Annotated in this window: 24 protein-coding genes; 13 read left to right on the top strand and 11 right to left on the bottom strand. The window is 61.0% G+C overall.

Annotated elements, in window-relative coordinates; translation table 11 throughout:
- Positions 1-73 precede the first annotated feature (73 nt).
- A complete protein-coding gene (locus tag AC13F2_RS12820) occupies positions 74-631 on the top strand; it encodes a type 1 glutamine amidotransferase domain-containing protein (RefSeq protein ID WP_482965412.1) in 558 nt (185 codons plus the stop codon).
- 97 nt (positions 632-728) lie between these two features.
- Here the strand turns inward: AC13F2_RS12820 and AC13F2_RS12815 are convergent, their stop codons facing one another.
- The 5 genes from AC13F2_RS12815 to AC13F2_RS12795 form a co-directional block, all read right to left on the bottom strand.
- Positions 729-1,595, bottom strand: coding sequence for a hypothetical protein (locus tag AC13F2_RS12815; RefSeq protein WP_482965411.1), 867 nt, complete (start codon positions 1,593-1,595; stop codon positions 729-731).
- 97 nt (positions 1,596-1,692) lie between these two features.
- Positions 1,693-3,549 (bottom strand): DUF885 domain-containing protein, encoded by a 1,857-nt coding sequence (locus AC13F2_RS12810; RefSeq protein ID WP_482965410.1) that lies wholly within the window; start codon positions 3,547-3,549, stop codon positions 1,693-1,695.
- Between the two features lie 104 nt (positions 3,550-3,653).
- Entirely contained in the window at positions 3,654-3,980 is a 327-nt protein-coding gene (locus AC13F2_RS12805) for a 2Fe-2S iron-sulfur cluster-binding protein (RefSeq protein ID WP_482965409.1), read from the bottom strand.
- Positions 3,977-5,053 (bottom strand): cysteine desulfurase family protein, encoded by a 1,077-nt coding sequence (locus tag AC13F2_RS12800; RefSeq protein ID WP_482965408.1) that lies wholly within the window; start codon positions 5,051-5,053, stop codon positions 3,977-3,979. The genes AC13F2_RS12805 and AC13F2_RS12800 overlap by 4 nt, the downstream gene beginning before the upstream one ends.
- Positions 5,054-5,139: 86 nt before the next feature.
- A complete protein-coding gene (locus tag AC13F2_RS12795) occupies positions 5,140-6,132 on the bottom strand; it encodes a cysteine desulfurase family protein (RefSeq protein WP_482965519.1) in 993 nt (330 codons plus the stop codon).
- Positions 6,133-6,311: 179 nt separating this feature from the next.
- On the opposite strand from AC13F2_RS12795, the gene AC13F2_RS12790 reads away from it, so the two are divergent.
- On the top strand, positions 6,312-6,968 hold the full coding sequence (locus AC13F2_RS12790; protein ID WP_103022639.1) for an alpha/beta hydrolase: 657 nt from the start codon (positions 6,312-6,314) through the stop codon (positions 6,966-6,968).
- 150 nt (positions 6,969-7,118) lie between these two features.
- Positions 7,119-7,778 (top strand): energy transducer TonB, encoded by a 660-nt coding sequence (locus tag AC13F2_RS12785; protein WP_482965407.1) that lies wholly within the window; start codon positions 7,119-7,121, stop codon positions 7,776-7,778.
- A gap of 2 nt (positions 7,779-7,780) precedes the next feature.
- Here AC13F2_RS12785 and AC13F2_RS12780 read toward each other — a convergent pair whose 3' ends face one another.
- The gene (locus AC13F2_RS12780) at positions 7,781-8,029 is read right to left on the bottom strand and encodes a hypothetical protein (RefSeq protein WP_272019903.1); all 249 of its coding nucleotides are present in this window, start codon (positions 8,027-8,029) and stop codon (positions 7,781-7,783) included.
- A 52-nt stretch (positions 8,030-8,081) separates the two neighbouring features.
- Here AC13F2_RS12780 and AC13F2_RS12775 point away from each other — a divergent pair, with 52 nt between their 5' ends.
- The 3 genes from AC13F2_RS12775 (at position 8,082) to AC13F2_RS12765 (ending at position 12,006) form a co-directional block, all read left to right on the top strand.
- On the top strand, positions 8,082-8,483 hold the full coding sequence (locus tag AC13F2_RS12775; protein WP_482965406.1) for a DUF3597 domain-containing protein: 402 nt from the start codon (positions 8,082-8,084) through the stop codon (positions 8,481-8,483).
- Between the two features lie 37 nt (positions 8,484-8,520).
- Positions 8,521-10,374, top strand: a complete 1,854-nt coding sequence (locus tag AC13F2_RS12770; RefSeq protein ID WP_482965405.1) for a DUF885 domain-containing protein — start codon at positions 8,521-8,523, stop codon at positions 10,372-10,374.
- Positions 10,375-10,446: 72 nt separating this feature from the next.
- Positions 10,447-12,006, top strand: coding sequence for a DUF1570 domain-containing protein (locus tag AC13F2_RS12765; RefSeq protein ID WP_482965404.1), 1,560 nt, complete (start codon positions 10,447-10,449; stop codon positions 12,004-12,006).
- A gap of 31 nt (positions 12,007-12,037) precedes the next feature.
- Here the strand turns inward: AC13F2_RS12765 and AC13F2_RS12760 are convergent, their stop codons facing one another.
- Positions 12,038-12,883: a glutaminyl-peptide cyclotransferase gene (locus AC13F2_RS12760; protein WP_482965403.1), complete on the bottom strand. Its 846-nt coding sequence runs from the start codon at positions 12,881-12,883 to the stop codon at positions 12,038-12,040.
- Between the two features lie 140 nt (positions 12,884-13,023).
- Positions 13,024-14,622, bottom strand: a complete 1,599-nt coding sequence (locus AC13F2_RS12755; RefSeq protein WP_482965402.1) for a phosphoenolpyruvate carboxykinase — start codon at positions 14,620-14,622, stop codon at positions 13,024-13,026.
- A gap of 189 nt (positions 14,623-14,811) precedes the next feature.
- Here AC13F2_RS12755 and AC13F2_RS12750 point away from each other — a divergent pair, with 189 nt between their 5' ends.
- From AC13F2_RS12750 to AC13F2_RS12720, 7 genes are all read left to right on the top strand, one after another.
- Positions 14,812-15,558: a response regulator transcription factor gene (locus AC13F2_RS12750; RefSeq protein WP_103022743.1), complete on the top strand. Its 747-nt coding sequence runs from the start codon at positions 14,812-14,814 to the stop codon at positions 15,556-15,558.
- Positions 15,558-17,123 carry a sensor histidine kinase gene (locus tag AC13F2_RS12745; RefSeq protein WP_482965401.1) on the top strand — a complete coding sequence of 522 codons (1,566 nt, stop codon included), beginning with the start codon at positions 15,558-15,560 and terminating at the stop codon, positions 17,121-17,123. The genes AC13F2_RS12750 and AC13F2_RS12745 overlap by 1 nt, the downstream gene beginning before the upstream one ends.
- Positions 17,120-17,560: an HPr kinase/phosphorylase gene (locus tag AC13F2_RS12740; protein WP_482965400.1), complete on the top strand. Its 441-nt coding sequence runs from the start codon at positions 17,120-17,122 to the stop codon at positions 17,558-17,560. Before AC13F2_RS12745 ends, AC13F2_RS12740 begins: the two co-directional genes overlap by 4 nt.
- 11 nt (positions 17,561-17,571) lie before the next feature.
- The gene (rapZ, locus tag AC13F2_RS12735) at positions 17,572-18,468 is read left to right on the top strand and encodes an RNase adapter RapZ (protein ID WP_103022742.1); all 897 of its coding nucleotides are present in this window, start codon (positions 17,572-17,574) and stop codon (positions 18,466-18,468) included.
- Positions 18,469-18,539: 71 nt separating this feature from the next.
- Positions 18,540-18,965 carry a PTS sugar transporter subunit IIA gene (locus AC13F2_RS12730; protein ID WP_103022631.1) on the top strand — a complete coding sequence of 142 codons (426 nt, stop codon included), beginning with the start codon at positions 18,540-18,542 and terminating at the stop codon, positions 18,963-18,965.
- Positions 18,962-19,240: an HPr family phosphocarrier protein gene (locus tag AC13F2_RS12725; RefSeq protein WP_103022630.1), complete on the top strand. Its 279-nt coding sequence runs from the start codon at positions 18,962-18,964 to the stop codon at positions 19,238-19,240. Before AC13F2_RS12730 ends, AC13F2_RS12725 begins: the two co-directional genes overlap by 4 nt.
- A gap of 19 nt (positions 19,241-19,259) precedes the next feature.
- Positions 19,260-20,063 carry a TrmH family RNA methyltransferase gene (locus AC13F2_RS12720; RefSeq protein WP_482965518.1) on the top strand — a complete coding sequence of 268 codons (804 nt, stop codon included), beginning with the start codon at positions 19,260-19,262 and terminating at the stop codon, positions 20,061-20,063.
- 13 nt (positions 20,064-20,076) lie between these two features.
- Here AC13F2_RS12720 and AC13F2_RS12715 read toward each other — a convergent pair whose 3' ends face one another.
- From AC13F2_RS12715 to AC13F2_RS12705, 3 genes are all read right to left on the bottom strand, one after another.
- The gene (locus AC13F2_RS12715) at positions 20,077-20,439 is read right to left on the bottom strand and encodes a response regulator (RefSeq protein ID WP_103022629.1); all 363 of its coding nucleotides are present in this window, start codon (positions 20,437-20,439) and stop codon (positions 20,077-20,079) included.
- A complete protein-coding gene (locus tag AC13F2_RS12710; RefSeq protein WP_301642427.1) occupies positions 20,436-21,509 on the bottom strand; it encodes a PAS domain-containing protein in 1,074 nt (357 codons plus the stop codon). Before AC13F2_RS12710 ends, AC13F2_RS12715 begins: the two co-directional genes overlap by 4 nt.
- 108 nt (positions 21,510-21,617) lie before the next feature.
- Positions 21,618-23,069: a DNA recombination protein RmuC gene (locus AC13F2_RS12705; RefSeq protein ID WP_482965399.1), complete on the bottom strand. Its 1,452-nt coding sequence runs from the start codon at positions 23,067-23,069 to the stop codon at positions 21,618-21,620.
- Positions 23,070-23,128 lie beyond the last annotated feature (59 nt).

Raw genomic sequence — 23,128 nt, 5'->3', positions numbered from 1 at the left:
CCCCGCCTAGAAGAACGGAACAACCCGCTTTCCCCACGCATTGCATGAGTAACAGCAAATCAAGGAGTTTCCCATGAGCAAGCGCGTAATGATCCTCGCCACCGATGGCTTCGAACAGTCCGAACTGGAAAAGCCGAAAGCGAACCTCGAAAAGGCGGGCATCGAAACCGTCGTCGTCAGCCTCGAAAGCGGTGAAATCAAGGGCTGGGACCAGGATGACTGGGGCAACAGCGTCAAGGTCGACAAAGTCATCGATGATGTATCCGATTGTTCCGATTTCGATGGACTGCTGATCCCCGGGGGCCAGATCAATCCCGACCTTCTCCGCGTGAACGATCGCGCAGTCGCGATCGTGCGTGAATTCAACGATGCGGGTAAGCCGATTGCAGCTATCTGCCATGCCCCCTGGATGCTGATCGAAGCCGGCATCGTCGAAGGCAAGACGGCAACCTGCTACAAATCGATCCGCACCGATCTGAAGAATGCCGGCGCCAACGTGGTCGATCAGGAAGTTGCCCAGGACGGCAACCTGATCACCAGCCGCAACCCGGACGATATTCCGGCCTTCAGCAAGGCACTGATCGAAATGCTCGGCGAAACGGCCGACAAGACAGAGCTCGAAGCCGCCTGAACCTAAATACCCTGTAACAACGAGAGCCCCGCCGCATCACTGCGGCGGGGCTTTTGCTATTTTACCCAATCGTTGAATATACAAGAATGCGCTTGTGCTATTCCGCGTCGTCCGCAGTAGAGTTCTCTTTGCGGGCTACATCTTGAGCGACCTGACGGGTCTTTTGCGCATAGGTAAAGCCATTGCCCCCGCGGTAGATCGAGCTGAGATACTCGCGGTCGAACGAGGTGAGACCTTCTGTCGGCTTTCCGTCACCGAAAAGATTGAGAATACTTTCGAAGCCGAACTTACCGCTTTGTCCATCGCGGGTTTGCGCAAGGCCACGCATCACGGCGAATTCCGCAATTTGCTTGAGTGTGAAACCGTCGATCGAATCTAGATCTAGGACTACGAAGCCTCCCTTGATCTCTTTTCTGACTGGTGAGCTCAAGCGAGACATCACTGCCCCCCTGACGATAACAGCCCTCCCTACCTCGCCCTCGGAGACCGGGCCACCATCGGCACGTTTCGTCTGCGTGTCGTGCCAGGACCACACAGGTCCGGGGTTTTCGCGGAGTTTGCTCATCTCCTGTGCGGTCAGTCTTTCGAACAGTCTCGCATTCGCTTTGGCCATTCCCGCGATTAGCGCGCGCCCGTCATCGGTGACAATCAATGTCAGGTTGGGCGCACAGTTTTCCGGGGCCAGATCGACATCTGCGTCACGAACTGCATCTCGCATCAGTTCGACCACAGTCAGAGCAAAATTGGCTGGGAGGCCAGCCACAGCCGGACAAACGTCCACCTCGAACCTGGCGAGATTACCACTTTCCGCTTCGGTGATCGCCCGTACCGACTGCGTCACGCTTGGCGGTTTTTCGCGGCTCCCTTCAACTATGATCGATTGCTCATCATCCTGAGCTTGCGCCTGTGCTTGTGCAGCGCAGAGCAAAACGGCGCCAGCGAAGAGGACCGAACAGTATTTCATAAGCTAAGTGTAAGCAAAACGGGATAAATGTCACGCGGCACATTCATCCGGCGTTTGGCCGGGCTCCCTCACGTCTTTTCGTGAGGGAGCCGATGGGTCATGCGGCTTTGCGTCCAGCGATCCAGGCATCGACGCGGCGTTCCAGCAGCGAAAGCGGCAGAGCGCCGTCGCCCAGCACCACATCGTGGAACCCGCGAATGTCGAATTTATCGCCGAGTTCCGTTTCCGCCTTCGCACGCAGATCGAGGATCTTGTTCATCCCGATCTTATAGCTCGTCGCCTGCCCGGGCATGACCAGATAGCGTCGCACCTCGTTGCGGATCGTTTCCGCATTCTGGGGCGAATTCTCGGTGAAATAGGCAATGGCCTGATCTTCGGTCCAGCCCTTGGAATGCAGCCCTGTGTCCACGACCAGCCTGATCGCGCGCCACAGTTCCGAACTCAGCCGCCCGAAGTCCGAATATGGGTCCTGATACGTGCCCGGAATTTCCTTGGCAAAACGCTCCGAATACAGGCCCCACCCTTCCGTGTAGGCACCGTAGAATTGCTGGGTCTGGAATTTCGGTACGCCGGTCAGTTCCTGCGCGATGGAGATTTGCATGTGATGGCCTGGCAGGCCTTCGTGATAGGCGATCACCTCCAGCATGTTCTTCGGCATCGCGCTCATGTCGGACAGGTGGGCGTAATAGATCCCCGGCCGCGATCCGTCGGGCGTGCCCGAATTGTAATGCTGCGCCCCGCCGTCCTGCTCGCGGAACGGCTCCACCCTCCGCACTTCGAGCCCGGCCTTGGGCAGCAGACCGAAATACTGGGGCAGCTTGGATTCGATGTTGTCCAGCGCCGCCGTCGCAGCGTCGATGTACATCTGTGCGCCTTCGTCGCCCTGCGGGAAGTAATTGTCCTTGTCCTCCTTGATGTAGGCGAAGAACGACTGGAGATCGCCGTCGAAGCCCACCTGGTTCTTGATCGCTTCCATCTCGGCATGGATGCGCTTCACATCGTCCAGACCGATCTGGTGCACCTGCTCCGCGGTCAGATCGGTGGTCGTGCTGTTCGCCAGACGATGGGCGTAATACCCGTCCCCATTGGGCAGCACCCCGACACCGACACCGATTTCGGGGGCATTGGGGCGATCGGCGGTCATGAAGGTGATCAGCCTGTCGTAGCCTGCCTTGTACCCGCCCTTCAGCGCAGCTTCGAGCTCGCCCTGCATCGTTTCGCCATCGGCAGCGGTGATCGTGCCAGCTTCGACCAGAGCGGCGATCTTCTTCTTGCCGTCCTCCCACAATGCGTTGTCGGCAGTATCATCGAACGGCGCACCGGAAATCAGCTTCTTCGATTCGTCGATCACGAAGTCATACGCGAAATAGGGCGGACGTACGCCAGCGGCTGCACGGGGTTCCGCGATGTCGACCAGCTGCCCCAGAGCACGCCCGATTTCCGAAACGCGCGAAATATAATCGCGCATGTCCTGCGCCGTATCCACGCGGTGCTGCGAAATCAGTAGCGTCGGGAGATAGGTATGCGCCCCGTGCATCTGGGTGAAAACATAGCCATCGTCGCGCCATTTGGCCGATTCCGCCGCCTGCTCGTACTCGTATTTCCAGAGGTCGTAGGACAGCTTGTCGGCACTGCTCAGGCTATCGTAATCGAAGGTACGCTCCATCTCCTCGACGGTAGCCTTCTTCCACGCCAGATCCTTGTCCTGCGCGGCGAGCGAAAAATCATCGATTTCGCCATAACGTTCCTTGCGACCCAGCGAAGTGAGCCACAGGGGGCTGTCCATCACCTGCTCTTCGTATTTCGCATCGAACCAGGCGCGCAATTCGGCATTGTGATTTTCGCTGGACGCTTCGCTCGTCTCGGCAGGGGCGGTTTGCGCAAAGGCAGGCGCGGTGACCGCGAACAGTGCGACAGGTGCTGCGGCGAGCAGCAGAGTATTCTGGAAACGCATGACAATCCCTCAAATGTCCCGGTGTTTGGTGGCGACATCGCTACATGGCAGCGGGACCGGGGCAAAGGCCAATCGACCAAGGGCAATCGAAAAGGGACCGGCGGTCAACGCCGCATGTCATAACTTTCAGCCGGAATGGTAACAGTAAGGCCGTCCATCTCTTCGGTCAGGTCGATCTGGCACGACAGGCGGCTGGTGCGCGCAACACCTGCTGCAAGGTCCAGCATGTCCTCTTCCTCTTCGCTCGCTTCTTCGAGGCGGTCGAACCATTCGCCTGCAACGATGACATGACATGTGGAACAGGCCATCTGCCCTTCGCAGGTCCCTTCCAGCGGCAGGCCAGCCGCCTGCGCCACACGCAGGAGGTTGTCGCCCGCTTCGGCTTGTGCGCTGACGGTGTTCCCGTTCGACGTGACGAATTCGATTTTCACAATCCTTGCGCCTCCGCAGCAGCATTGATCTTGGCAGCGGCCTCCTCGATCTCGTCGAGCGTGGTGTAGCGCCCGAAGCCTAGCCGGATCGAGGATTTCGCCTGCTTGTCCGATAGGCCGATGGCCTTCAGCACATGGCTCGGGCGACCTGATCCGCTGGCACAGGCGCTGCCAGCGGAAAACATCACATCGCGCACATCGCTCATCAACCTCCCCACATCCAGTCCTTCTCGGCGGATGTTGAGATTGCCGTGCCAGCGCGCTTCGGCGCTGCCGTTGAGCGTCCAGTCATCAAACAGTTCGCGGGCACTGTTCCACAGTGTTCGGACGTGTTCGGCGTCCTGATCAAACGTCTCATTCGCACGTTGTGCCGCCGCCCCCATGCCGGCGATCAATGCTGGCGACAGCGTTCCCGATCGCAGACCGAACTCCTGCCCGCCGCCGGTCTGCACCTGTTCAAGGTCCAGCCCGTCGCGCACCCACAGTGCGCCAACGCCTTTGGGTCCGTGGAACTTGTGGGCCGAAATGGCGATCATGTCTGCGCCGGTCAGCTCGATCCGCCCATAGGCCTGAACCGCATCGCACAGGAATAACGCATTGTTTTCCTTGGCCTTGCGATACCATTCGATGGTCGGCTGGATCGTGCCAATCTCGTTATTGACCTGCATTACGCAGATCAGCCGCGTATCGTCTGGCACGTCCTGCCGCGTGTTGCACTGGCCATCCTTTGCCACGTTCAAGACATGGCTCGACCCCGCTGCCTGTGCAGTATCGCCCACAGCAGAATGCTCGATCGCCGAATACGACACGGTGCCACCCCGCCCCGACCCACGGATCGCTAGATTGAGCGCTTCGGTCGCGCCACTCGTGAACACGATCTTCCCGCCGGCCGGAAACAGCGCAGCCACCTGATCTCGAGCCAGTTCCACCGCCGCTTTCGCCTGGCGTCCCATGCGGTGCGCGCTGTGCGGATTACCGAAGCCGGTACCGCCGGGCCCGTCGAGCCACCGCAGCATCGCGTCCCGCGCCTCGGGCGCGAGCGGGGTAGTCGCCTGATAGTCGAGATAGATCACTTCACTCTCATACAGTCATTACCAGCGAAGCGAAGGGTGCATGGCGAAGTTCCACCCCACACCCACCTTTGGCCGCAAAAGGAGAACTAGGCGCCTGCCAGATCGAGCCAGACTTCGCAGAAGCGTTCAACTTCCTCGCGGGAGGTATTCCAGCCGATCGAGACCCGGATGGTGTTTGCCGCAATCTCGGGCTGGACCTGCATGGCCTCGAGCACGCGGCTGGTCTTCATCGTCCCGCTGGAACAGGCCGATCCCTGCGATACTGCGATACGCGCCATGTCGAAGCGCATGACCTGTGCTGTCGCGCTCATTCTGGGCATCGCGATGGCCCGGATAAACGGCGTTGGTTCCGCGAGACTATCGGACAGCCATGTGCCGCCGATCCCGCGACAATCATGTGCCAGCGCATCGAGCGGTTCGAGAACGTCCGGGGTGAGGTACGGATCACCACAGGCTTCGAGGGCTGCTGCCATGCCGAGCACGCCAGGCAGGTTTTCAGTCCCGCGCCGATAACCACGCTCCTGCCCACCCAATGGTTCGAGAAGGGCGTAATCGGTTACCAGCAGCGCGCCGACTCCGATCGGGCCGCCGAATTTGTGCGCCGACACGATCGCCATATCGCAGGGCGGCAGCATCATCTTGCCGGCGCTTTGCGCGCAGTCGGCCAACAGCAGTCCGCCGGCGTTTCGGACGATATCGGCAACGGCGGACAGGTCCTGGCGGTTGCCCGTCTCCGAATTGACGTGCTGCACAGCGACCAGTGGGCGTCCGCGCTCCACCGCTTCGATCAACACGTCGAGATCGAGTGCACCATCTCTGCGAACCGGCAGCCTTTCCGCCTGCGGCGCGGCTTGCAGCAGGCAATCGTGCTCCACTGTCGAAACCAGGCGCGCACCTGCATTTGCATGGCGAAGGGCCATGATCGCAGCCTCGCTCGCGCCGCTGGTGAAGATTACTTCGCCACTCCACTCCAGCCGAGCCTTCACCCGCTCACGAGCGTCCTCGAGGAGGCTGCGCGCCTTGCGCCCCTCGGCATGGGGACTGGACGGATTGGCCCACAGCGCGAAGCCTTCATCCATCGCCGCCCGCGCTTCGGGTCGCAGCGGCGTGGTGGCGGCATGGTCGAGATAGATGCGTTTCGGGATGATACATGCTCGAAATGATTGCGATTTGGACGACAAACCCTATATAGCGCGCCACTTCGCGCAAAGCCCTGTCCGGTGCAAGCGCTTCGACTTTTGCTTAGGGTACCCCTCCCATGCCGACCGTGATCTTTCCCGGCCCCGAAGGCCGCCTCGAAGGCCGTTTCTCTCCCGCCCCGCGTCCCCGGGCGCCCGTGGCCATGATCCTGCACCCGCATCCGCAGGGCGGCGGCACCATGAACGAGCAGATGACGCAGCGTCTTTACAAGACCTTCGTCAACCGCGGTTTCGCGACGCTTCGCTTCAATTTCCGCGGCGTCGGTCGCAGCCAGGGCAGCTTCGACAATGGCGTCGGCGAATTGTCGGACGCTGCAAGCGCGCTCGACTGGGTGCAGCAGATCCATCCGGAAGCGCAGGTGACCTGGGTCGCAGGTGTCAGCTTCGGCGCCCTGATCGGCATGCAGCTTCTAATGCGTCGCCCAGAAATTCGCGGCTGGATCAGCATAGGCGCGCCGGCGAGCATGTACGACTTCTCCTTCCTCGCTCCGTGCCCCGCTAGCGGTATTTTCATCCACGGTGCACAGGATACTGTGGTGCAGCCGCAGGCGGTTACCAAGCTGGTCGAAAAGCTTCGCACGCAGAAGCATATCACCGTGCATCACGAAGAAATCCCGCGCGCCAATCACTTCTTCGAGAATGAGCAGGAAGAACTGATGAAGTCGGTCGACAATTACCTCGACTTCCGCCTTGATCCGAGCTGCCCGATCAAGTGATCTGATCGGGCCGACAGCCCGCTCCCGAATTGCGCATCCAGTCGGCAGCCACATGCTGCACGATACCGCTTGCCTCTTTTTTGTTACGTTGTAACATTGCCAGTCGAAGACTCGCAAAAGCGACTTCGATTTGGAAGAGGAGCAACACTCATGTCCTTCGTTGACCAGTCCCGCCGCCCCTCCCCCGCCAGTATGGCAGCGGTGATCGGGGTTCATGCAGCTATCGGTGCCGCGCTTGTCGCCGGCCTGACCGTTAGCGGCGCAATGCCGGAAATCGTGAACAAGATCGGGGCGACCAACATACCGATCCCGCCGCCACCCCCGCCGGCCGATCCGGTCGAACCAAGCACCAGCGAATCCACGCCAACCATTGTTCAGGCGCCGCCGACCCAGATCGACATCAATCCCATCGACACGCCATTCGATACCACGCCGATCCCTGTTCCGAACCTGCCAACCGTCCCGTCCGGAACAACCTTTGAATTACCGACCCCGACGCCGCAGCCAAGTTTCGACCCCGTAAGCGCAAAGCCGCGCAACGATCCGGCGCGCTGGCTGACCGATAACGATTACCGCCCAAGCTGGGCCCGGCGCGAATTGACCGGCACGGCCCGGTTCAGGCTGGAAATTGCGGCTACCGGTAAGGTCACCAGTTGCACTGTAACTGGGTCGACAGGCCATTCGGAGCTCGACGCTGCGACCTGTGCGCTTGTTACGAAAAGAGCGCGGTTCGAACCTGCACGCGGATCGAACGGCGAGCCGGTTGCCGGTACCTTCTCCAGCGCGGTGAAGTGGGAATTGCCTAACTAGGCTTATCGGGTGCCCTGCTCGAGCTTGTCGAGCGGGGCACTGCCCCCTGCGTCGGGAACGGTCCATATCGCCACGTTCATCAGCGCGATGGCGGCCAGCACGACCATCAGCAGCGCGTTTTTTACGTTCCCGGTCCGGCGCCACATGAAATAGGCGCCCGCGACCAGCAGGATTGCAGCGAGAACGGTGATGGAGAGCACGGCGTCGAGCATGGTCTTGCCATAGCTTCCCCCATTTTCATCGCAAGCCATCAATGCGGAACGCGCCCACCCCTTGCCCGTTCGAAGATGCAAGGAGACGACCATGAGCATATTCGGAAAGATCAAGGATTCGATTTTCGGCAAGAAGCCGAAGCCGCAGGAAACACCTGCGACCGCACCGGCCACCAAGGCAGCGCCGCAACCCACCGGTAACGCCTGGGCCGATGCTCCGGTCGTGGAACAGCAGGCCAGACCCGTCATGGATATCGAGAACAATCTCGACAACATGCCCGGCGCCGACCGGCTGAACTGGCGCACATCGATCGTCGACCTGATGAAGCTGATCGGCGTCGACAGCGATTACGACAGCCGCAAGGCGCTCGCGGTAGAGTTGGGGCGCGAGGATTATTCGGGCAGTGCGGAAGACAATATGTGGCTGCACCGGCGCGTCATGAAGGAATTGGCCGCAAGCGGCGGCAGGGTTCCAGCCGAATTCCTCGACTGATTTGACAGACTTGCACGCGGGCCGCACACCCGCGTGCATGAACCAGACACGCTTCGACATCACCCGCCGACAGGCTCTTTCAGGCCTCGGCGCAACCTCTGCCCTCGCTTTGACCGGATGTGCCACCACCGGACGCACCGGAGCGGTTACCCAGGCCCAGGCCATGGGCGTGGAACGGCTGCTCGAGATTGTCGGGTATAATCTTCTCGAACACGAGCCGGAGCGGGCGACATCGCTGGGTGTCGATACGGGCCGGCATTACGACTTGCGCAGCAAGCTCGAAGATCAGTCGATTGCTGGGCAGGAAGCCTATGCCGCAACCCTTCGCAGAGACCTCGAACTGGTGCGAGCCGTTCCGCGGGACGGGCTCGACAGCGAAAATCTGACCAATCTGGAAGTCGTCGAAAGCGCTTACGAAGTGGCGCTCGATGGATTTGCCCTGCCCTATGGCGATACGCCGGTCGGCAACTGGCGCACGGCGCCCTACGTCGTGATCCAGAATGTCGGCCAGTACCTCGCCCTGCCGCGCTTCATGCAATCGGATCACAAGGTCGAAAATGGCAATGATGCCGACGCCTATATCGAACGTATGGAACAGATGCCCGCCGCCTTCGATGGCGAGCTGGAACGGATCAAGGCTGCCCGAGCAATGGGCGTGGTTCCGCCCGATTTCCTGCTCGACAAGGCAATCGGTCAGATGGAACAGACCATCGCCAGTGCAGGCAAGGGCGAACTGTTCGCCGACGATCTGCGCGCCAAACTCACCGCCATGGGCATGCCTGAAAGTCACGCGAACCGGGCAAAGATTCTCGAAACCGGGCCGATCGCAGATGCACTCGATCGCCAGCTTCGGGAACTGCGCGCGGAACGGGCCGTGGCGACGGCGGAGCCCGGCATTTCCGCCCGGCCGCAGGGCGATGCATTCTACAATTGGGCGTTACGATCCAGCACCACGACCCGGCTTACACCCGAAGAGGTCCACCAGCAGGGCCTCGAAGAACTCGAAGAATTGCATGCCCGCATGGATCCGATCCTTCGCGAGATCGGCTATACCTCCGGCTCGGTTGGCGATCGGATGCAGGCATTGTCGCAAGATCCGCGGTACAAATTTGCCGAAGGTGATCCTGGCCGCAAGCAGATCATGGACTTCATCGCAGAGCGGCTGGACTGGATCCGCGGCCAGATGCCGCGCGCTTTCCACACGCTTGTCGATCCCAACATGGAAGTACGCCGCATCCCGCCGGCGGAAGAGGTCGGGGCACCCGGCGCCTATGGCGGCGCGGGCAGCAAGGATGGCACGATCCCGGGCCGTTTCTGGATCAACCTGAGGACTACCGACCTCCATCGCAAATACGATCTCGCCGACCTGACCTATCACGAAGCCATCCCTGGCCATGTGTGGGAAGGCGAATACTCCAACCGCCTGCCGCTGATCCGCTCGGTGCTGGCCTTCAATCCTTTCAGCGAAGGCTGGGCTCTTTACGGCGAACAGCTGGCCGACGAACTGGGCGCCTATGACGATTTTGTCGTTGGCCGCCTCGGCTATCTTCAGAGCCTCGCGTTCCGGGCCTGCCGCATGGTGGTCGACACCGGTCTCCACGCCAAGGGCTGGAGCCGCGCTCAGGCGGTCAACTTCTTTGTCGAACGCAATGGCAGCAAGCCGGCAGAAGTCGAAAGCGAAGTGGATCGATACTGCAGCTGGCCCGGACAGGCCACCGGCTACAAGCTCGGCCACAGCCGCATCGTCGACCAACGTGCCAGAGCGGAAACAACCATGGGCGCCGCTTACGATTTCAAGGCCTTCAACGACGCGGTCGTGCTCGGCGGCAATGTACCGATGGATGTGCTGGAAAAGAACGTGGGCCGGTACATTGCATCTGGATCCAGGTAACGGCTTTTCCTTTTCCATCTCCTTGCTTTCCCATGTAATACTATGAACTGCTGAATACACGGGGGACGTTTCATGCGTTTCATTCTTAGCTTGTTCGTCATTGCTTTTTCCGTACCTGCCCATGCCGACTGGCATGTTGCTGAATCCGACAATTTCGTGATCTATGCCGATGATCAGGCCAGGGATTTGCAAGCATTCGGCGAAGCGCTCGAGAGCTACAATGCCGCCCTCAATCTACTGAGCAAGCGCGAAGCGACCAAGCCTAGCCCATCGAACCGACTAACCGTATTCGTCGTCGGCAGTCAGAACGAAATCGGGAAGCTTGCGGACGACAAGTCAAAGACAATCGCAGGATTTTATATTCCGCGCGCAGGTTCATCCGTCGCGTTCGTGCCGGACATTCGCATGCGCGGACGCGAAACCGATTGGTCGATGACCGTCCTGCTGCATGAATATGCTCACCACTATTTCATCTCGAATACGACGATCGCGATGCCGCGGTGGGTGGACGAAGGCGCAGCAGAATTCTTCGCCTCTGCCAAGTTTGAAAGGGATGGAGGCCTTTCCATAGGACGCCCAGCCCGTCACCGCGCAGCAGAACTGGCCTATGCGCGGGATGTGAGCGTAGAAGAGTTGATCGACCCAAAGCTTTACGAAGAGAAGAAAGGCAAGCGCTACGACGCCTTTTATGGTCGGGCATGGGCGCTTTACCACTATCTGTATTTTTCCGAGAGTCGAACCGGGCAGCTTCACAAGTATCTGGAGGGCATGTCCAACGGGGTCGACCAGGTCGAAGCGGCCGAGCAAGCTTTCGGCGACCTTGGCGACCTTCAGAAGGACCTTGATCGCTACCTCGATCAGCGCCGTATCAAAGTTTGGAATCTAGGCGCGGACGTCCTGTCCAGCAACCCTGTCCGCGTTAGCAAACTGTCGCAGGGTGAGGCAGATGTCATGCCATTGCGCATTCGATCGCAGCGGGGCGTTTCGCGCGAACAGGCGCTTGAATTGCTGCCACAAGTTCAGAAGGTCGCTGCCGAATTTCCGCGTAACACGGCCGTGCTCGCGGCGCTCGCCGAAGCGGAACACGATGCTGGCAACTTTGACCGAGCAATCGCCGCTGCGGATGCAGCTCTGGCGATCGACCCGACCGCCAAGAATGCGCTTGTTCAGAAAGGCTTTGCGCTTTTCGCCAAGGCAGCGGAGGCCGATGACGAAGACGCTGCCTACAGCGCAGCCATGAAGCCTTTCTCAGCACTAAACCGGCTTGAGAATGATCATCCTCTCCCGCTGATATACTACTACCTCAGCTTCGAGCAGCGAGGCGTCGAGCCGGACGAGACGGCTCGCCATGCACTGGAACGAGCTGCACAGCTTTCACCCTTCGATCGCAGCCTTGCGATGAGGGCGGGGCTTATGCAGGCGCGCGAGGGAAAAATCGAACTTGCCCGTCATACATTGGGTCCTGTCGCAACCAATCCGCATGGCGGCAATATGGCTAGCGAGGCCCAGCGTTTCATCGACCAGATGGAAGGTGTGCCCGAAGGAACAGAATGGTCACCGCGGCCCGTGCTCGATCTGGCCGAGGCAATCGTAGCCAGCACGAGCGATGACAATGCTGAAGACGATTTCTAGGGCCGCACTAACTTTGAATATTCGATGTGCTCTAGCGGACCTGCGCTTCGGTTTCGACCAGGTTGATTTCGAATAGGCTCGGCCATCGTTTTCCGGTCACGAAAAGGCGTCGCTTCTTCGGGTCCCAGGCGATGCCGTTGAGCACCGTGTCGCGGTCCGTCATTGGGATGCTATCGACGATAGCTCTCAAGTCGATGAGGCGCTTGATCACGCCATCGGCCGGGTCGATGGCCACGATGAAGGGGGATTGCCACACATTGGCGTAGACCAGACCGTCAATCATCTCGAGTTCGTTGAGGTTTGGCAGGGGCTGGCCATTCAACGTGACCGGGATCATTCGCAGAACCTCGAAGCTGTCTGGGTCCAGAACGCGCAAGGTGGCAGTGCCATCGGAATGAATGAGGCCTTCATTCGACGTCGTAAGCCCCCACCCGTCGAAGGGGACTCCATCTTTCGAGCCAGCGGGCTTGAGGTTTTTTGCATTCCAGCGGTGGATCACACCGTTTCGCCAGGTCAGGCTGATGAATTCCCGCCCCGACAGGGCCAGCCCCTCTCCGAACTGGTCCGCGGGGATGGCGCTTCTGGTGAGGACCTTGCCCGTTTCGAGATCGACCTTGCGAACTTCGGACTGCCCTTCCTGTCCGGTGCTTTCGAACAGATGCCCGTCGTGCCAGACGAGGCCTTGCGTGAACGCTGCGGTATCATGCGGATATGTCGCGACGATTTCTGCGCGATAGACTGCCGGCCCGCTATAAACCTCAAGGGCTGGCGCTGTCTCTGCTGACGGGGCAGCCTCCTGAGCTACCGCCACGGGAACCACAGCCGGGGTTAGCCACGTGAAAGCGGCGGCGATGAACAGGATGGCACGGTGCGTCATGATCTCTCCCATCCGTTTCCGGGGCTTAGCCTTGCATGAATTGATCGGCGCCCGGAATCAACGGCCCCCGGTCCGCTTTTCAGCGGCCGGGGGTCTCCTCTCCAACGCTTGGGTTCCGCTGGACAGCGGAACCGATCTCATCAGGCTGCGACAGCCGTGTTCGGCGCTGCATCGCGCACGCCTTGGTCGACATGAGCCGCGAAGGGCTCGAAATTGTCGACGAAGAGCTGCACCAGCTTGCGCGCGGTACGGTCGTATTCGTCTTTGTCGGTCCAGGTCGAACGGGGGTCGAGGATGCCATCATCCACGCCCGCGACGCTGACCGGGACTTCAAAACCGAAATTGGGATCCTTGCGGAATTCCGCATTGTTCAGGCTGCCGTCGAGCGCGGCGTTGAGCAGTGCACGCGTGGCCTTGATCGGCATGCGGCTACCCGTGCCGTATTTGCCGCCAGTCCAGCCGGTGTTGACCAGCCAACAGGCGACTTCGCCCTTCGCGATCCGCTCTTTCAAAAGATTGCCGTAAACGCTGGGATGGCGAGGCATGAAGGGCGCGCCGAAGCAGGTGCTGAAAGTCGCTTCGGGTTCCGTCACGCCGATTTCGGTCCCGGCAACCTTGGCCGTATAGCCCGACAGGAAGTGATACATCGCCTGATCGGGGGTCAACCGCGCGATCGGGGGGAGAACGCCGAAAGCATCGGCGGTCAACATGATCACGTTGCTGGGCGGAGGCCCCATGTTCTCAGCGGAGGTATTGGGAATTGACGACAGCGGATAGGCACCGCGGGTATTTTCCGCGAGGCTGTTGTCGTCGAGGTCGATTTCACCCGCATCGTTCATCACGACGTTTTCGAGCACGGTGCCTTCCATCTTGGTGGTGGCGTAGATTTCGGGCTCTGCCTCCGGGTTCAGGCGGATCATCTTTGCATAACAGCCGCCTTCGAAATTGAAGACTGCAGTATCCGACCAGCCATGCTCGTCATCGCCGATCAGCGTGCGGCTCGCATCGGCGGAAAGCGTGGTCTTTCCGGTGCCCGACAGACCGAAGAACACGGCGCTCTTGCCGTCCTGTCCGATATTCGCCGAACAATGCATCGGCATGACGCCCTTCACCGGCAGCAGGTAATTCAGAATGCCGAAGACGCTCTTCTTCATTTCACCGGCATAGCGCGTGCCGCCAATGAGGATCAGCTTTTCGCTGAGATTAACCGCGATCACGGTTTCGCTGCGCGTGCCATGGCGTTCCGGATCGGCGCGGAAGCTCGGCAGGTCGATGATCGTATATTCGGGCACGAACCCGTCCAGTTCAGCTTCGGTAGGACGCACCAGCAGCGTGCGAATGAACTGGTTGTGCCAGGCAAGTTCGTTGATGACGCGCACGTTGACGCGATATTCCGGCTGCGAGCCGCCGAACAGGTCGGCAACGTAGAGGTCGCCCTTCTCGGCAATGGCCTTGAGAAAATCTTCCTTGAGTGCCGCGAAATGGTCGGGCGACATCGAAGCGTTGTTGTCCCACCACACGGTATCTTCGGTTTCGCCATCGCGAACGATGAACTTGTCCTTCGCGCTGCGGCCTGTGTGCTTGCCCGTTTCCACCACCAGCGGGCCATGCTTGGCTTTGCGGCCTTCGCCATTTTCCAGTGCAGCGGCGGTCAGCTCTTTCGACGTGAGGTTCGGGTGAATGGTTGCGGAAGTCTCGATGCCCTGCGCGGCAAGCGAGTGGGAAAGCGAAAAGGTCACTGAATTCTCCGGCGCGTGTGCGGGTTCGTTCTGGAATCGCCGGCGCATACGAATGCGTGGCTTTCTCAGACGCCAATAGTCCTGCCGTAACGCGGCGTCAAATCACCATCGAACAATATGTTGTGGCGTATGCGCGGGCCACGTTGTTTTGCCCTTTCAATGTCGCTAGTCACTCTCCTTATGGAGAGCATGACAGCAGATGCCGCGCCGCAGGGCGAAAGCAACCGGACGGTCATCGCGCTGGTCGATGACGATCGCAATATTCTGACCACCGTCTCGATCGCGCTGCAGGGCGAAGGCTTTGCCACGCGCGTCTATTCTGACGGCGAGGCTGCTCTTGGCGCGTTGTTGTCCAATCCGCCCGACCTAGCCATCTTCGACATCAAGATGCCCAAGATGGACGGGATGGAACTTTTGCGCCGCCTGCGCGAAAAATCGCCGCTCCCGGTCATTTTCCTGACCAGCAAGGATGACGAAACCGACGAGGAAGCCGGCTTCGAAATGGGCGCGGATGATTACATCGCCAAGCCTTTCAGTCTGCGCCTGCTGCTGGCCCGCATCCGCGCCATCCTCCGGCGCAGCGGCAGCGACCATCCGCTGATCCTGTCCGAACAGTTCGACGAAAAGCCGGGCGAAGTGCTCGAACGCGGTCGCCTGTACATGGACCCTGCCCGGCACCACGTCACGTGGGAGGGGGAAGCCGTTTCGCTGACGGTGACCGAATTCCTCCTGCTCGAGGCGCTGGCCACGCGCCCCGGCGTGATCAAGAGCCGCAACCAGTTGATGGATGCCGCCTATCCCGACGATGTCTTCGTCGACGATCGAACGGTCGACAGCCACATTAAGCGCATGCGGCGCAAGTTCCGCGCCGTCGACAAGACCTTTTCCGCCATCGAAACGCTTTACGGCGCAGGCTACAGTTTCAACGAAGGCTGATGTCGGAAATCGGTAGCGTATTGAAAGGCGATCCGCGGCTGGAAAAGCTGCGCTGGTCGCGGCGGCTCTCGCTCACCAGCCGCATCCTGTTCGTGAACATTCTGCCGCTGGTCCTGCTGGGCGGCGGCGTCATCTATGTCGACGCCTATCGCAAGCAGCTTCTCGACGAACGCTTCAAGCTCGCCCTCGTCGAAGCGCAGATCACGGCAGAAGCGCTGGCCGGCGCATCGCCCAAGCGCCAGGAAGCCCTGCTGATCCAGATCGGCAAGGAACAGCGCCTGCGCCTGCGGGTCTACAGCCCCGACGGATCGCTCGAAGCCGACAGCTTCAAGCTCGCCCCGCCCAGCTTCGCACTGGCGCGCAAGGAAGATGTCGATCCCAACGCCTTCGCGCTGCGGATGGACCGCTGGTTCGACCGGGTGGTCGGCGCGCCGGCCGTTCCCGATTACCGCGAGCCGGAGACGGACGACATCAACGACTGGCCCGAACTGCTGCGGGCCCGCGGGGAAAGCCTGACCCAGATCGTCCTGCGCGATGCGCCCGACGGCACGCATGTCATCAACGCCGCGGCCCCTGTCGGGCTCGATGGCGACACGCTCCTGCTCACCCGCAATCCGGTCGACATCACCGACCGGGTGCGGACGGCACGCTCCACCGTCGCGCTGGTGGTCTTCCTCGCGCTCGTCATTTCCACACTGCTGTCGCTGTTTCTGGCGCAGACCATCGTGCGTCCCTTGCGCGAGCTGGTCCAGGCCGCCGTGCGCGTGCGGCAGGGGCGCGACCGCCAAGTGGAGGTTCCGCGCCTGCCCCAGCGCCGCGACGAGATCGGCATGCTCGCCCGCTCGATCTCCGACATGACCGCGGCCCTGCGCCAGCGTATCGATGCGGTAGAACATTTCGCGGCGGATGTCGCGCACGAGATAAAGAACCCCCTCGCGTCCCTCCGCAGTGCGACCGAATCGCTCGCCAAGGTGGAAGACCCCAAGCTGCGCGGGCAACTGATCGATATCGCCATCCACGACGTGCGCCGGATCGATCGTCTCGTGACCGAGATTTCCGATGCCAGCCGGATCGATGCGGAAATGTCGCGGACCGAATTCGAACCGGTGGACCTTGCGCAGCTGCTCCGCACCATCGTCGACAATCGCGAGACGCGCGACGAGAACGAGGGCCGCATGGTCGTCATCACCGGTGACGACCGGTCCGTGCCGATCATGGGCGTCCCCGCCCGGCTGGAACGCGTCATCCAGAACCTGCTCGACAACGCCGTATCCTTCTCGCCGCCGGCCGGCAGGATCGTGGCCGAAATCACTCGCAGCGACAATCGCATCACCCTCTCCATTTCCGACGAAGGGCCGGGCATTCCGGAAGAAAAGCGCGAACGGGTGTTCCAGCGCTTCCACTCCGACCGTCCCGAGGGAGAGGATTTCGGCAACCATTCCGGGCTCGGCCTCGCCATCGCCCGCACCATTGCGGAAGCGCATGATGGCACGCTGGTCGCGACATCGCGCGCCGACGGCGAAGAAGGCGCCTGCCTCCAGCTTAGTCTCCCGGCCAAGCGGTGACGGTCCTTGTCAATGTCACGGCTGTCGCGATCGGTGGCCGTGCCTTGCTGATCGAAGGTCCGCCGGGATCGGGCAAGTCCTCCCTCGCCCTCGCCCTGATCGATCGCGGCGCCGTACTGATCGGCGACGATGCGGCGCATCTGGCGCATGACGGCGCGGCGCTGATCGCCTCCCCGCCCCCCAATACCTGCGGCCTCATCGAAATCCGCAACGTCGGTATCGTCGAATTGCCCGTGTCGAGCGCCCCTCTGGCGCTCGTCCTTACGCTCGATCCCGAAGCGCCCCGCTTCCCGCTCGATCCGGCAATGCGAACGATCGCGGGGGTCGATATTCCGTCCCTGCCCTTCGCGCCGGGCGATGCCGTGCAGGCCCTGCGCGCGGAATATGCACTGGCACATCACGGTCTCCCCTTCCCCAATTCGGGTGCAACACAATAGAGATGCCGTACATGCCCGACGAATCGCCCTCTCCGCAGCGTATCCTGCTCGTCACCGGCCTTTCGGGTGCGGGCAAATCGACTGCGCTTCAGGTGCTCGAAGATCTCGGCTGGGAAGCGCTCGACAATTTCCCGATCCGCATGCTCGGCAGCCTCGTCGATAGCGGGGACAACACCTTGCCTGTGGCCATCGGTTTCGATTCGCGGACACGCGGCTTCGTCCCGGCGGAAATCATCGCGCTGTGCAAACAACTCGAGGCGCGCGACGATGTCGAACTGACCACCCTGTTCATCGATTGCGGCAGTACGGAACTCGAACGGCGCTACAATGAAACGCGCCGGCTTCACCCCATGGCTCGCGGTCGCCCCGTGCTGGACGGCATAAAGGCCGAACGCGAACTGCTCGAACCGCTACGGCGCTGGGCCGATATCGTCGTCGATACCACCACCTATGCGACCAATCAGCTGCAGCAGGTCGTGCGCGAACGCTTTGCCGACGACACCGAACGCCACATGACGATCACGATTTCCAGTTTCGGCTTTGCCCGCGGCATGCCGCCTCTGGCCGATCTGCTGTTCGATATGCGGTTTCTCGACAATCCGCACTGGGTCCCCGGTCTGCGCGAACTGACCGGCCTCGATGCGCCGGTGGCCGAACATATCGCCGCCGACCCCGCCTTTACCCCCGCATTCGACCGCATCATCGATCTGCTGCGCGAAGTCATGCCGCGCTATGCCGCCCAGGGGCGCAGCTATCTCAATATCGCTTTCGGGTGTACCGGAGGGAGACACCGCTCGGTTTACAGTGCGGAACGGGCGGCAGAGGTCTTGCGCGAAGATGGATTTTCGCCCACGGTTCTGCATCGCAACCTTGGGTCGCGTCCCGCCGACCGGCTGGAGCGCCGCTAGACCCAAGGGCAAGGAATGGTTAAGGGCCACGCAGGCACACTCTTCGGGCATCGCAACGGAACTGAAGCTGCATGATCGGCATGATCCTCGTCACCCACGGCAAATTGGCCGAACATTTCATCGACGCTATGGAGCATGTCGTTGGCAAGCAGGAGCATGTGGCCACCATATGCATCGGCCCGAACGATGACATGGAACAGCGTCGCGCCGATATCGCCAATGCGATCAAAGAGGTCGACAGCGGCAAGGGCGCCATCATTCTGACCGATCTGTTCGGCGGTACCCCGTCCAATCTGGCAATCTCGCTGCTCGATACGGGGCGGGTGGAAGTCATCGCCGGGATCAACCTGCCCATGCTGATCCGCCTGGCTGGCGCTCGCAAAAGCATGGATGTGGTCGATGCAGTGCACGCGGCGCAGACCGCCGGGCGCAATTACATCACCGTGGCCAGCGAATTTCTCGGCCAGGACATCCAGAGCGCGCGGAAAGCCTCTTGAGCGAGCTGCGCCGGTCAATCGAGGTCGTCAACCAGCGGGGCCTGCATGCACGGGCCAGCGCCAAATTCGTCAACGCGGTCGCCGAACTCCCGGACACGTGCACCGTACGCGTTGCCAAGGGTGACAACGAAGCAGCCGGCGGCTCGATATTGGGCCTGATGATGCTGGGTGCGGCCAAGGGCGACACGATCGAAATCATCGTGGCAGGCGATAATGCCGAAGCGGTGATGGCCGAACTGTCCGCCATGGTCGAGGATGGCTTCGGAGAGCCGTAGGATCATGGCCTCAAGCGAAATGAACCGCCGTCACATTACCGGTTTTTCCAATCCCACCGTCAAGGCATTGCGCGCCTTGCGGGAGAAGAAACACCGCAAGGCTTCGCGCCGGTTCCTGGCCGAAGGGCTGCGATTGCTGACCGATGCACGCGAATGCGGGCATGTGCCCGAAACACTCGTTCTCGCCGATCGCCGCGATCCGCATCCCTTGCTCAGCGCACTGGAAGATGCAGTTGAATCAGGTGGCGGCGAGGTGATCGAAACCACGCCGGACATCCTTTCCAAGATTACGGGCAAGGACAATCCGCAGGCGGTAGCCGGTGTATTTGCAGAATTCGATACCTCGCTCGGCGCGCTCGACCGGTCACGGAGCGATATCTGGCTCGTCGCGCAGGCCCTTCGCGATCCCGGCAATCTGGGCACGATGTTGCGGACCGGCGATGCCATTGGCGCAGGCGGGGTCATCCTGATCGACGATTGCGCCGACCCTTTCAGTGTTGAGGCGGTGCGCGCCAGCATGGGCGCGGTGTTTACGCAATCCATCGCACTGGCTCGCTGGGATGAATTCGAAAGCTGGCTGCGGGCAGGCACGGGTCAGTTGGTCGCGGCCAGCCTACGTGATGCCCAACCCTATCGCAGCGCACCTTACGCCGCGCCCTGCTTCGTCATGGTCGGGAATGAAAGTCGCGGCCTTCCGGAAGAATACGAAATGGCCTGCGATCTGCGAGTGACAATGCCGATGAAAGGGCGCGCAGACAGCCTCAATGCCGCGGTAGCCGCGGCTGTTCTGGGATACGAAGTTCTGGCAGCGCTCGACGCCTGAGGCGCCCGCGCAATCAGGCTGGCTGAAGCTGGCCGTTCAGACCGAACAGACGCGACACGACATCGTCGGCACCGCTGGGCTTGGCCAGTATCGGTGCATCCAGATCGCGCAATGCTTCTCCGGCCCGATCGAGGTCGCCGGTATGCAGCAGGAACGGCACGCCGCGTGCGCGTAGTTCGACCGCCACCGGCTCGCAGGTTTCCCCCTTGCCCAGATTGACGTCGAGCACCGCGCCGTCGAACTCCGCTCCGTCCATGGCTTCGAAGGCTTCATCGCAGGATACCGTCACGACTGCCTCGGCCCCTGCATCTTCGAATGCAAGTTGCAGGTCCATCGCGATCAATGGCTCATCTTCAAGTATCAGAATGCACTTCATGATTTCAGCGGCAGCGAGATTTTGGCCCGCAACCCGTCTTCCTCCCATGTCCGGTCGAGCGTTCCGCGCGAGTAGGCCAGTAATCTTTCTGCGATGTCGAACCCCGTACCGGTGATTTCCGGCTCGCCCGAAATGCGTGGACCGCCGGTTTCCTTCCAGTCGATCACCAGCGCCTGGCGTTCGTGCCGGTCCTGCGTGTGATGCCAGGACACGGTGATCTTGCCGTCCTCATTGGACAGCGCGCCATATTTCGACGCATTGGTCGCAAGTTCGTGCAGCGTCAGCCCCATGGCGGAAACCGCATTCGGCTCGGTCCGGGCGCCATTGCCTTCGAACAGGATGCGATCGCCTTCGGGATCGTAGGGATTCAAGACCGACCGGATCGCCTGCCCGACCTCAATCGTGCCCAGTGCAGCATCGTCCAGCGTCGGCTCATACGCGCGGCCCAATGCCTGGACGCGTTCGTTGATCTTGCTCGATACGTTGCGCGCATTCATCGCGCGCCCGGTTATGTTCACGATCCCGCCGATTACGGCAAAGACGTTTTTCAGCCGGTGCGAAACTTCGCGGGCCATCGCCTTGGCGTGCTTTTCTTCCGCACGGGCCAGATGGATGTCGGTGACGTCCCACTGGCTGCCGAAGAAATACCGCAGCTTGCCCTCTTCGTCGTAAATCGGACCGAGATGGAGAGCATTCCAGAATGTCGAACCATCCTTGCGGTAATTCAGCAGCTCGACGACCAGCACTTCTTCCGTGCGTATGGCATCGCGGATTTTCGCGACCTGCGACTGGTCGGTCTTGGGGCCCTGCAGGAAACGGCAGTTTCTGCCGACGATCTCGGCCTGCTTGTAACCGGTAAGTTTTTCGAACGCCTTGTTACAGAAGACGATGGGGTCGTCTTCCAGGCGTGGGTCCGTCAGGCAAACCGCCATGCGGGTCTGCGCCATTGCCTGTTCGAAAAGCAGGCCTGACGAGCCGGGGAAGTTGTCCTCCTCGGCATTGAAAGGCCGCCCGGTATGTTGGGCCTGTTCGAAAGTTTTGCGCGACCCATCGCCGTTGCCGCGATGCATGTAAGTGTTTCCTGCTACTTCAACCTGTCTGTTAACCCGGCATATGCCGGTAACTATTGCAGTAGCAACGCCAAAAACGCCGGGGGGGTCCCGGTTTTTTCCCCTTGGCTATTCCGCAGCTTCGCGATCCGGCTGTCCGTCATTGCCGATCAGGGCGGCATCTTCGGCGTTATAGCGCGGTGTCGCCTCGACTATCGGCACCTCGTCGATCTCGCGCTTGCCGATCTCGATGCCCTTGTCGTGCAGCCGGCGTCCGGCGGACAGCACATTGCGCTCGAAACTGCCGACGAACTTGTTGTAATTGTTGACGGCTGTCTCCAGCCCGCCACCCACGCGCTTCATATGTTCGGCAGCCACTGCCAGGCGATCGTACAGTTCCGCCCCCGCCTTGCCGATCTCTACCGCTTCACGCGCGATGGTGTCCTGCCGCCAGACCTGCGCGACGGTGCGCGCGATAGCAACAAGGTTGGTCGGGGTCGCCAGCAACACCTTGTTGCGGAACGCGAAATCCCACAATTCGGGATCGTGCTCGAGCGCGGCGGCCACGAAATGCTCGCCCGGGACGAACATGACCACGTAATCGGGCGTATCGTCGAACTGGCTCTGATAGCTCTTCGAACCCAGCGTCTGGACGTGATTGCGCATGGACTTCGCATGCAGATCGAGGTTTCTGATACGCTCGTTCTCGTCATCGGCCTCGAACGCGGCCTGATAGGCGTTCAGCGACACCTTGGCATCGATCACCAGTTTCTTCTGGCCCGGAACGTGGACCACCGCGTCGGGCCGCAGGCGGCCTTCGTCGGTTTCGATCGAATGCTCCAGATTGAAATCGGTATGTTCCGACAGGCCGCATTGCTCCAGCACGTTCTGCAATGCCCGCTCGCCCCAGCGACCCCGCGCCTTGGGGGCATTGGTCAGCGAATTGCCGAGCCGCTGCGCCTCGCGCCGTACTTCCTCCTGTCCGCGCTGCATTTCGGTGATCTGCTGGTAAAGCCGGCCGAATGCATCGGTGCGCTTTTCCTCCAGCGCCGCGACCTGTTTTTCATAGGCTTCCAGCCGCTTGCCCACCGGGTCGAGCAATGCGCGCAGTTTTTCCTCGCTGGTCTTTTCCGAATGGCCAAGCCGCTCGTTCGCCCGCTCGAGGAAGGCTTCCTGTGCCTTCGACAATACGGCCGAGCCGGTGTTCTGGAATTCCTTGAGCAATTCTTCGCGCGCTTCGATCAGCAGCCGTTTCTGCTCGTCGAAATTGGCGGTCTTTTCCTTCAGCGTCGCGAGTTCGGCGCCCAGTTCGCCATTGCTGCGCCGCAGATTGTCGAGCGCCGCCTCATGGTTCCTGCGCGTATCGCGCAATTCGGCGTCGAGCGCATCGGCCCGCCCTGCCCGCACGGTCGCATTTTCCAGATCGACGATCGCCTTGCGAAACTTCTCTTCGGTCTCGCGCGCTTCCGCATCGCGCTCCCCATGGCGCGCCTTCCATTCGGCCACGGGCCGCGATCCCAAAAACCATCCCAGGCCCGCTCCTGCGAGCAGCGCCACGATTGCAATGACTGCCATTTCCATGGGTGCAGGCTAGGCGGAACACATGCGGAACACCAGCCCTTTCCTACAGCAATCCCCGA

The organism is Qipengyuania sp. L-5Y (assembly GCF_056859455.1).
Note: the sequence above shows the minus strand (reverse complement) of the source record. Positions and strands in the feature narration are given on the sequence as shown.

Excerpts from the sequence above, each read along its gene's own strand:
- AC13F2_RS12760 (WP_482965403.1), bottom strand. The coding sequence starts at position 12,883 with ATGACGCACCGTGCCATCCTGTTCATCGCCGCCGCTTTCACGTGGCTA.
- AC13F2_RS12780 (WP_272019903.1), bottom strand. The coding sequence starts at position 8,029 with ATGGCTTGCGATGAAAATGGGGGAAGCTATGGCAAGACCATGCTCGAC.
- AC13F2_RS12705 (WP_482965399.1), bottom strand. The coding sequence starts at position 23,069 with ATGGAAATGGCAGTCATTGCAATCGTGGCGCTGCTCGCAGGAGCGGGC.
- AC13F2_RS12785 (WP_482965407.1), top strand. The coding sequence starts at position 7,119 with ATGTCCTTCGTTGACCAGTCCCGCCGCCCCTCCCCCGCCAGTATGGCA.
- AC13F2_RS12820 (WP_482965412.1), top strand. The coding sequence starts at position 74 with ATGAGCAAGCGCGTAATGATCCTCGCCACCGATGGCTTCGAACAGTCC.
- AC13F2_RS12815 (WP_482965411.1), bottom strand. The coding sequence starts at position 1,595 with ATGAAATACTGTTCGGTCCTCTTCGCTGGCGCCGTTTTGCTCTGCGCT.
- AC13F2_RS12790 (WP_103022639.1), top strand. The coding sequence starts at position 6,312 with ATGCCGACCGTGATCTTTCCCGGCCCCGAAGGCCGCCTCGAAGGCCGT.
- AC13F2_RS12770 (WP_482965405.1), top strand. The coding sequence starts at position 8,521 with ATGAACCAGACACGCTTCGACATCACCCGCCGACAGGCTCTTTCAGGC.
- AC13F2_RS12750 (WP_103022743.1), top strand. The coding sequence starts at position 14,812 with ATGACAGCAGATGCCGCGCCGCAGGGCGAAAGCAACCGGACGGTCATC.
- AC13F2_RS12765 (WP_482965404.1), top strand. The coding sequence starts at position 10,447 with ATGCGTTTCATTCTTAGCTTGTTCGTCATTGCTTTTTCCGTACCTGCC.
- rapZ (WP_103022742.1), top strand. The coding sequence starts at position 17,572 with ATGCCCGACGAATCGCCCTCTCCGCAGCGTATCCTGCTCGTCACCGGC.
- AC13F2_RS12720 (WP_482965518.1), top strand. The coding sequence starts at position 19,260 with ATGAACCGCCGTCACATTACCGGTTTTTCCAATCCCACCGTCAAGGCA.
- AC13F2_RS12795 (WP_482965519.1), bottom strand. The coding sequence starts at position 6,132 with ATGGATGAAGGCTTCGCGCTGTGGGCCAATCCGTCCAGTCCCCATGCC.
- AC13F2_RS12715 (WP_103022629.1), bottom strand. The coding sequence starts at position 20,439 with ATGAAGTGCATTCTGATACTTGAAGATGAGCCATTGATCGCGATGGAC.
- AC13F2_RS12710 (WP_301642427.1), bottom strand. The coding sequence starts at position 21,509 with ATGCATCGCGGCAACGGCGATGGGTCGCGCAAAACTTTCGAACAGGCC.
- AC13F2_RS12745 (WP_482965401.1), top strand. The coding sequence starts at position 15,558 with ATGTCGGAAATCGGTAGCGTATTGAAAGGCGATCCGCGGCTGGAAAAG.
- AC13F2_RS12810 (WP_482965410.1), bottom strand. The coding sequence starts at position 3,549 with ATGCGTTTCCAGAATACTCTGCTGCTCGCCGCAGCACCTGTCGCACTG.
- AC13F2_RS12730 (WP_103022631.1), top strand. The coding sequence starts at position 18,540 with ATGATCGGCATGATCCTCGTCACCCACGGCAAATTGGCCGAACATTTC.
- AC13F2_RS12775 (WP_482965406.1), top strand. The coding sequence starts at position 8,082 with ATGAGCATATTCGGAAAGATCAAGGATTCGATTTTCGGCAAGAAGCCG.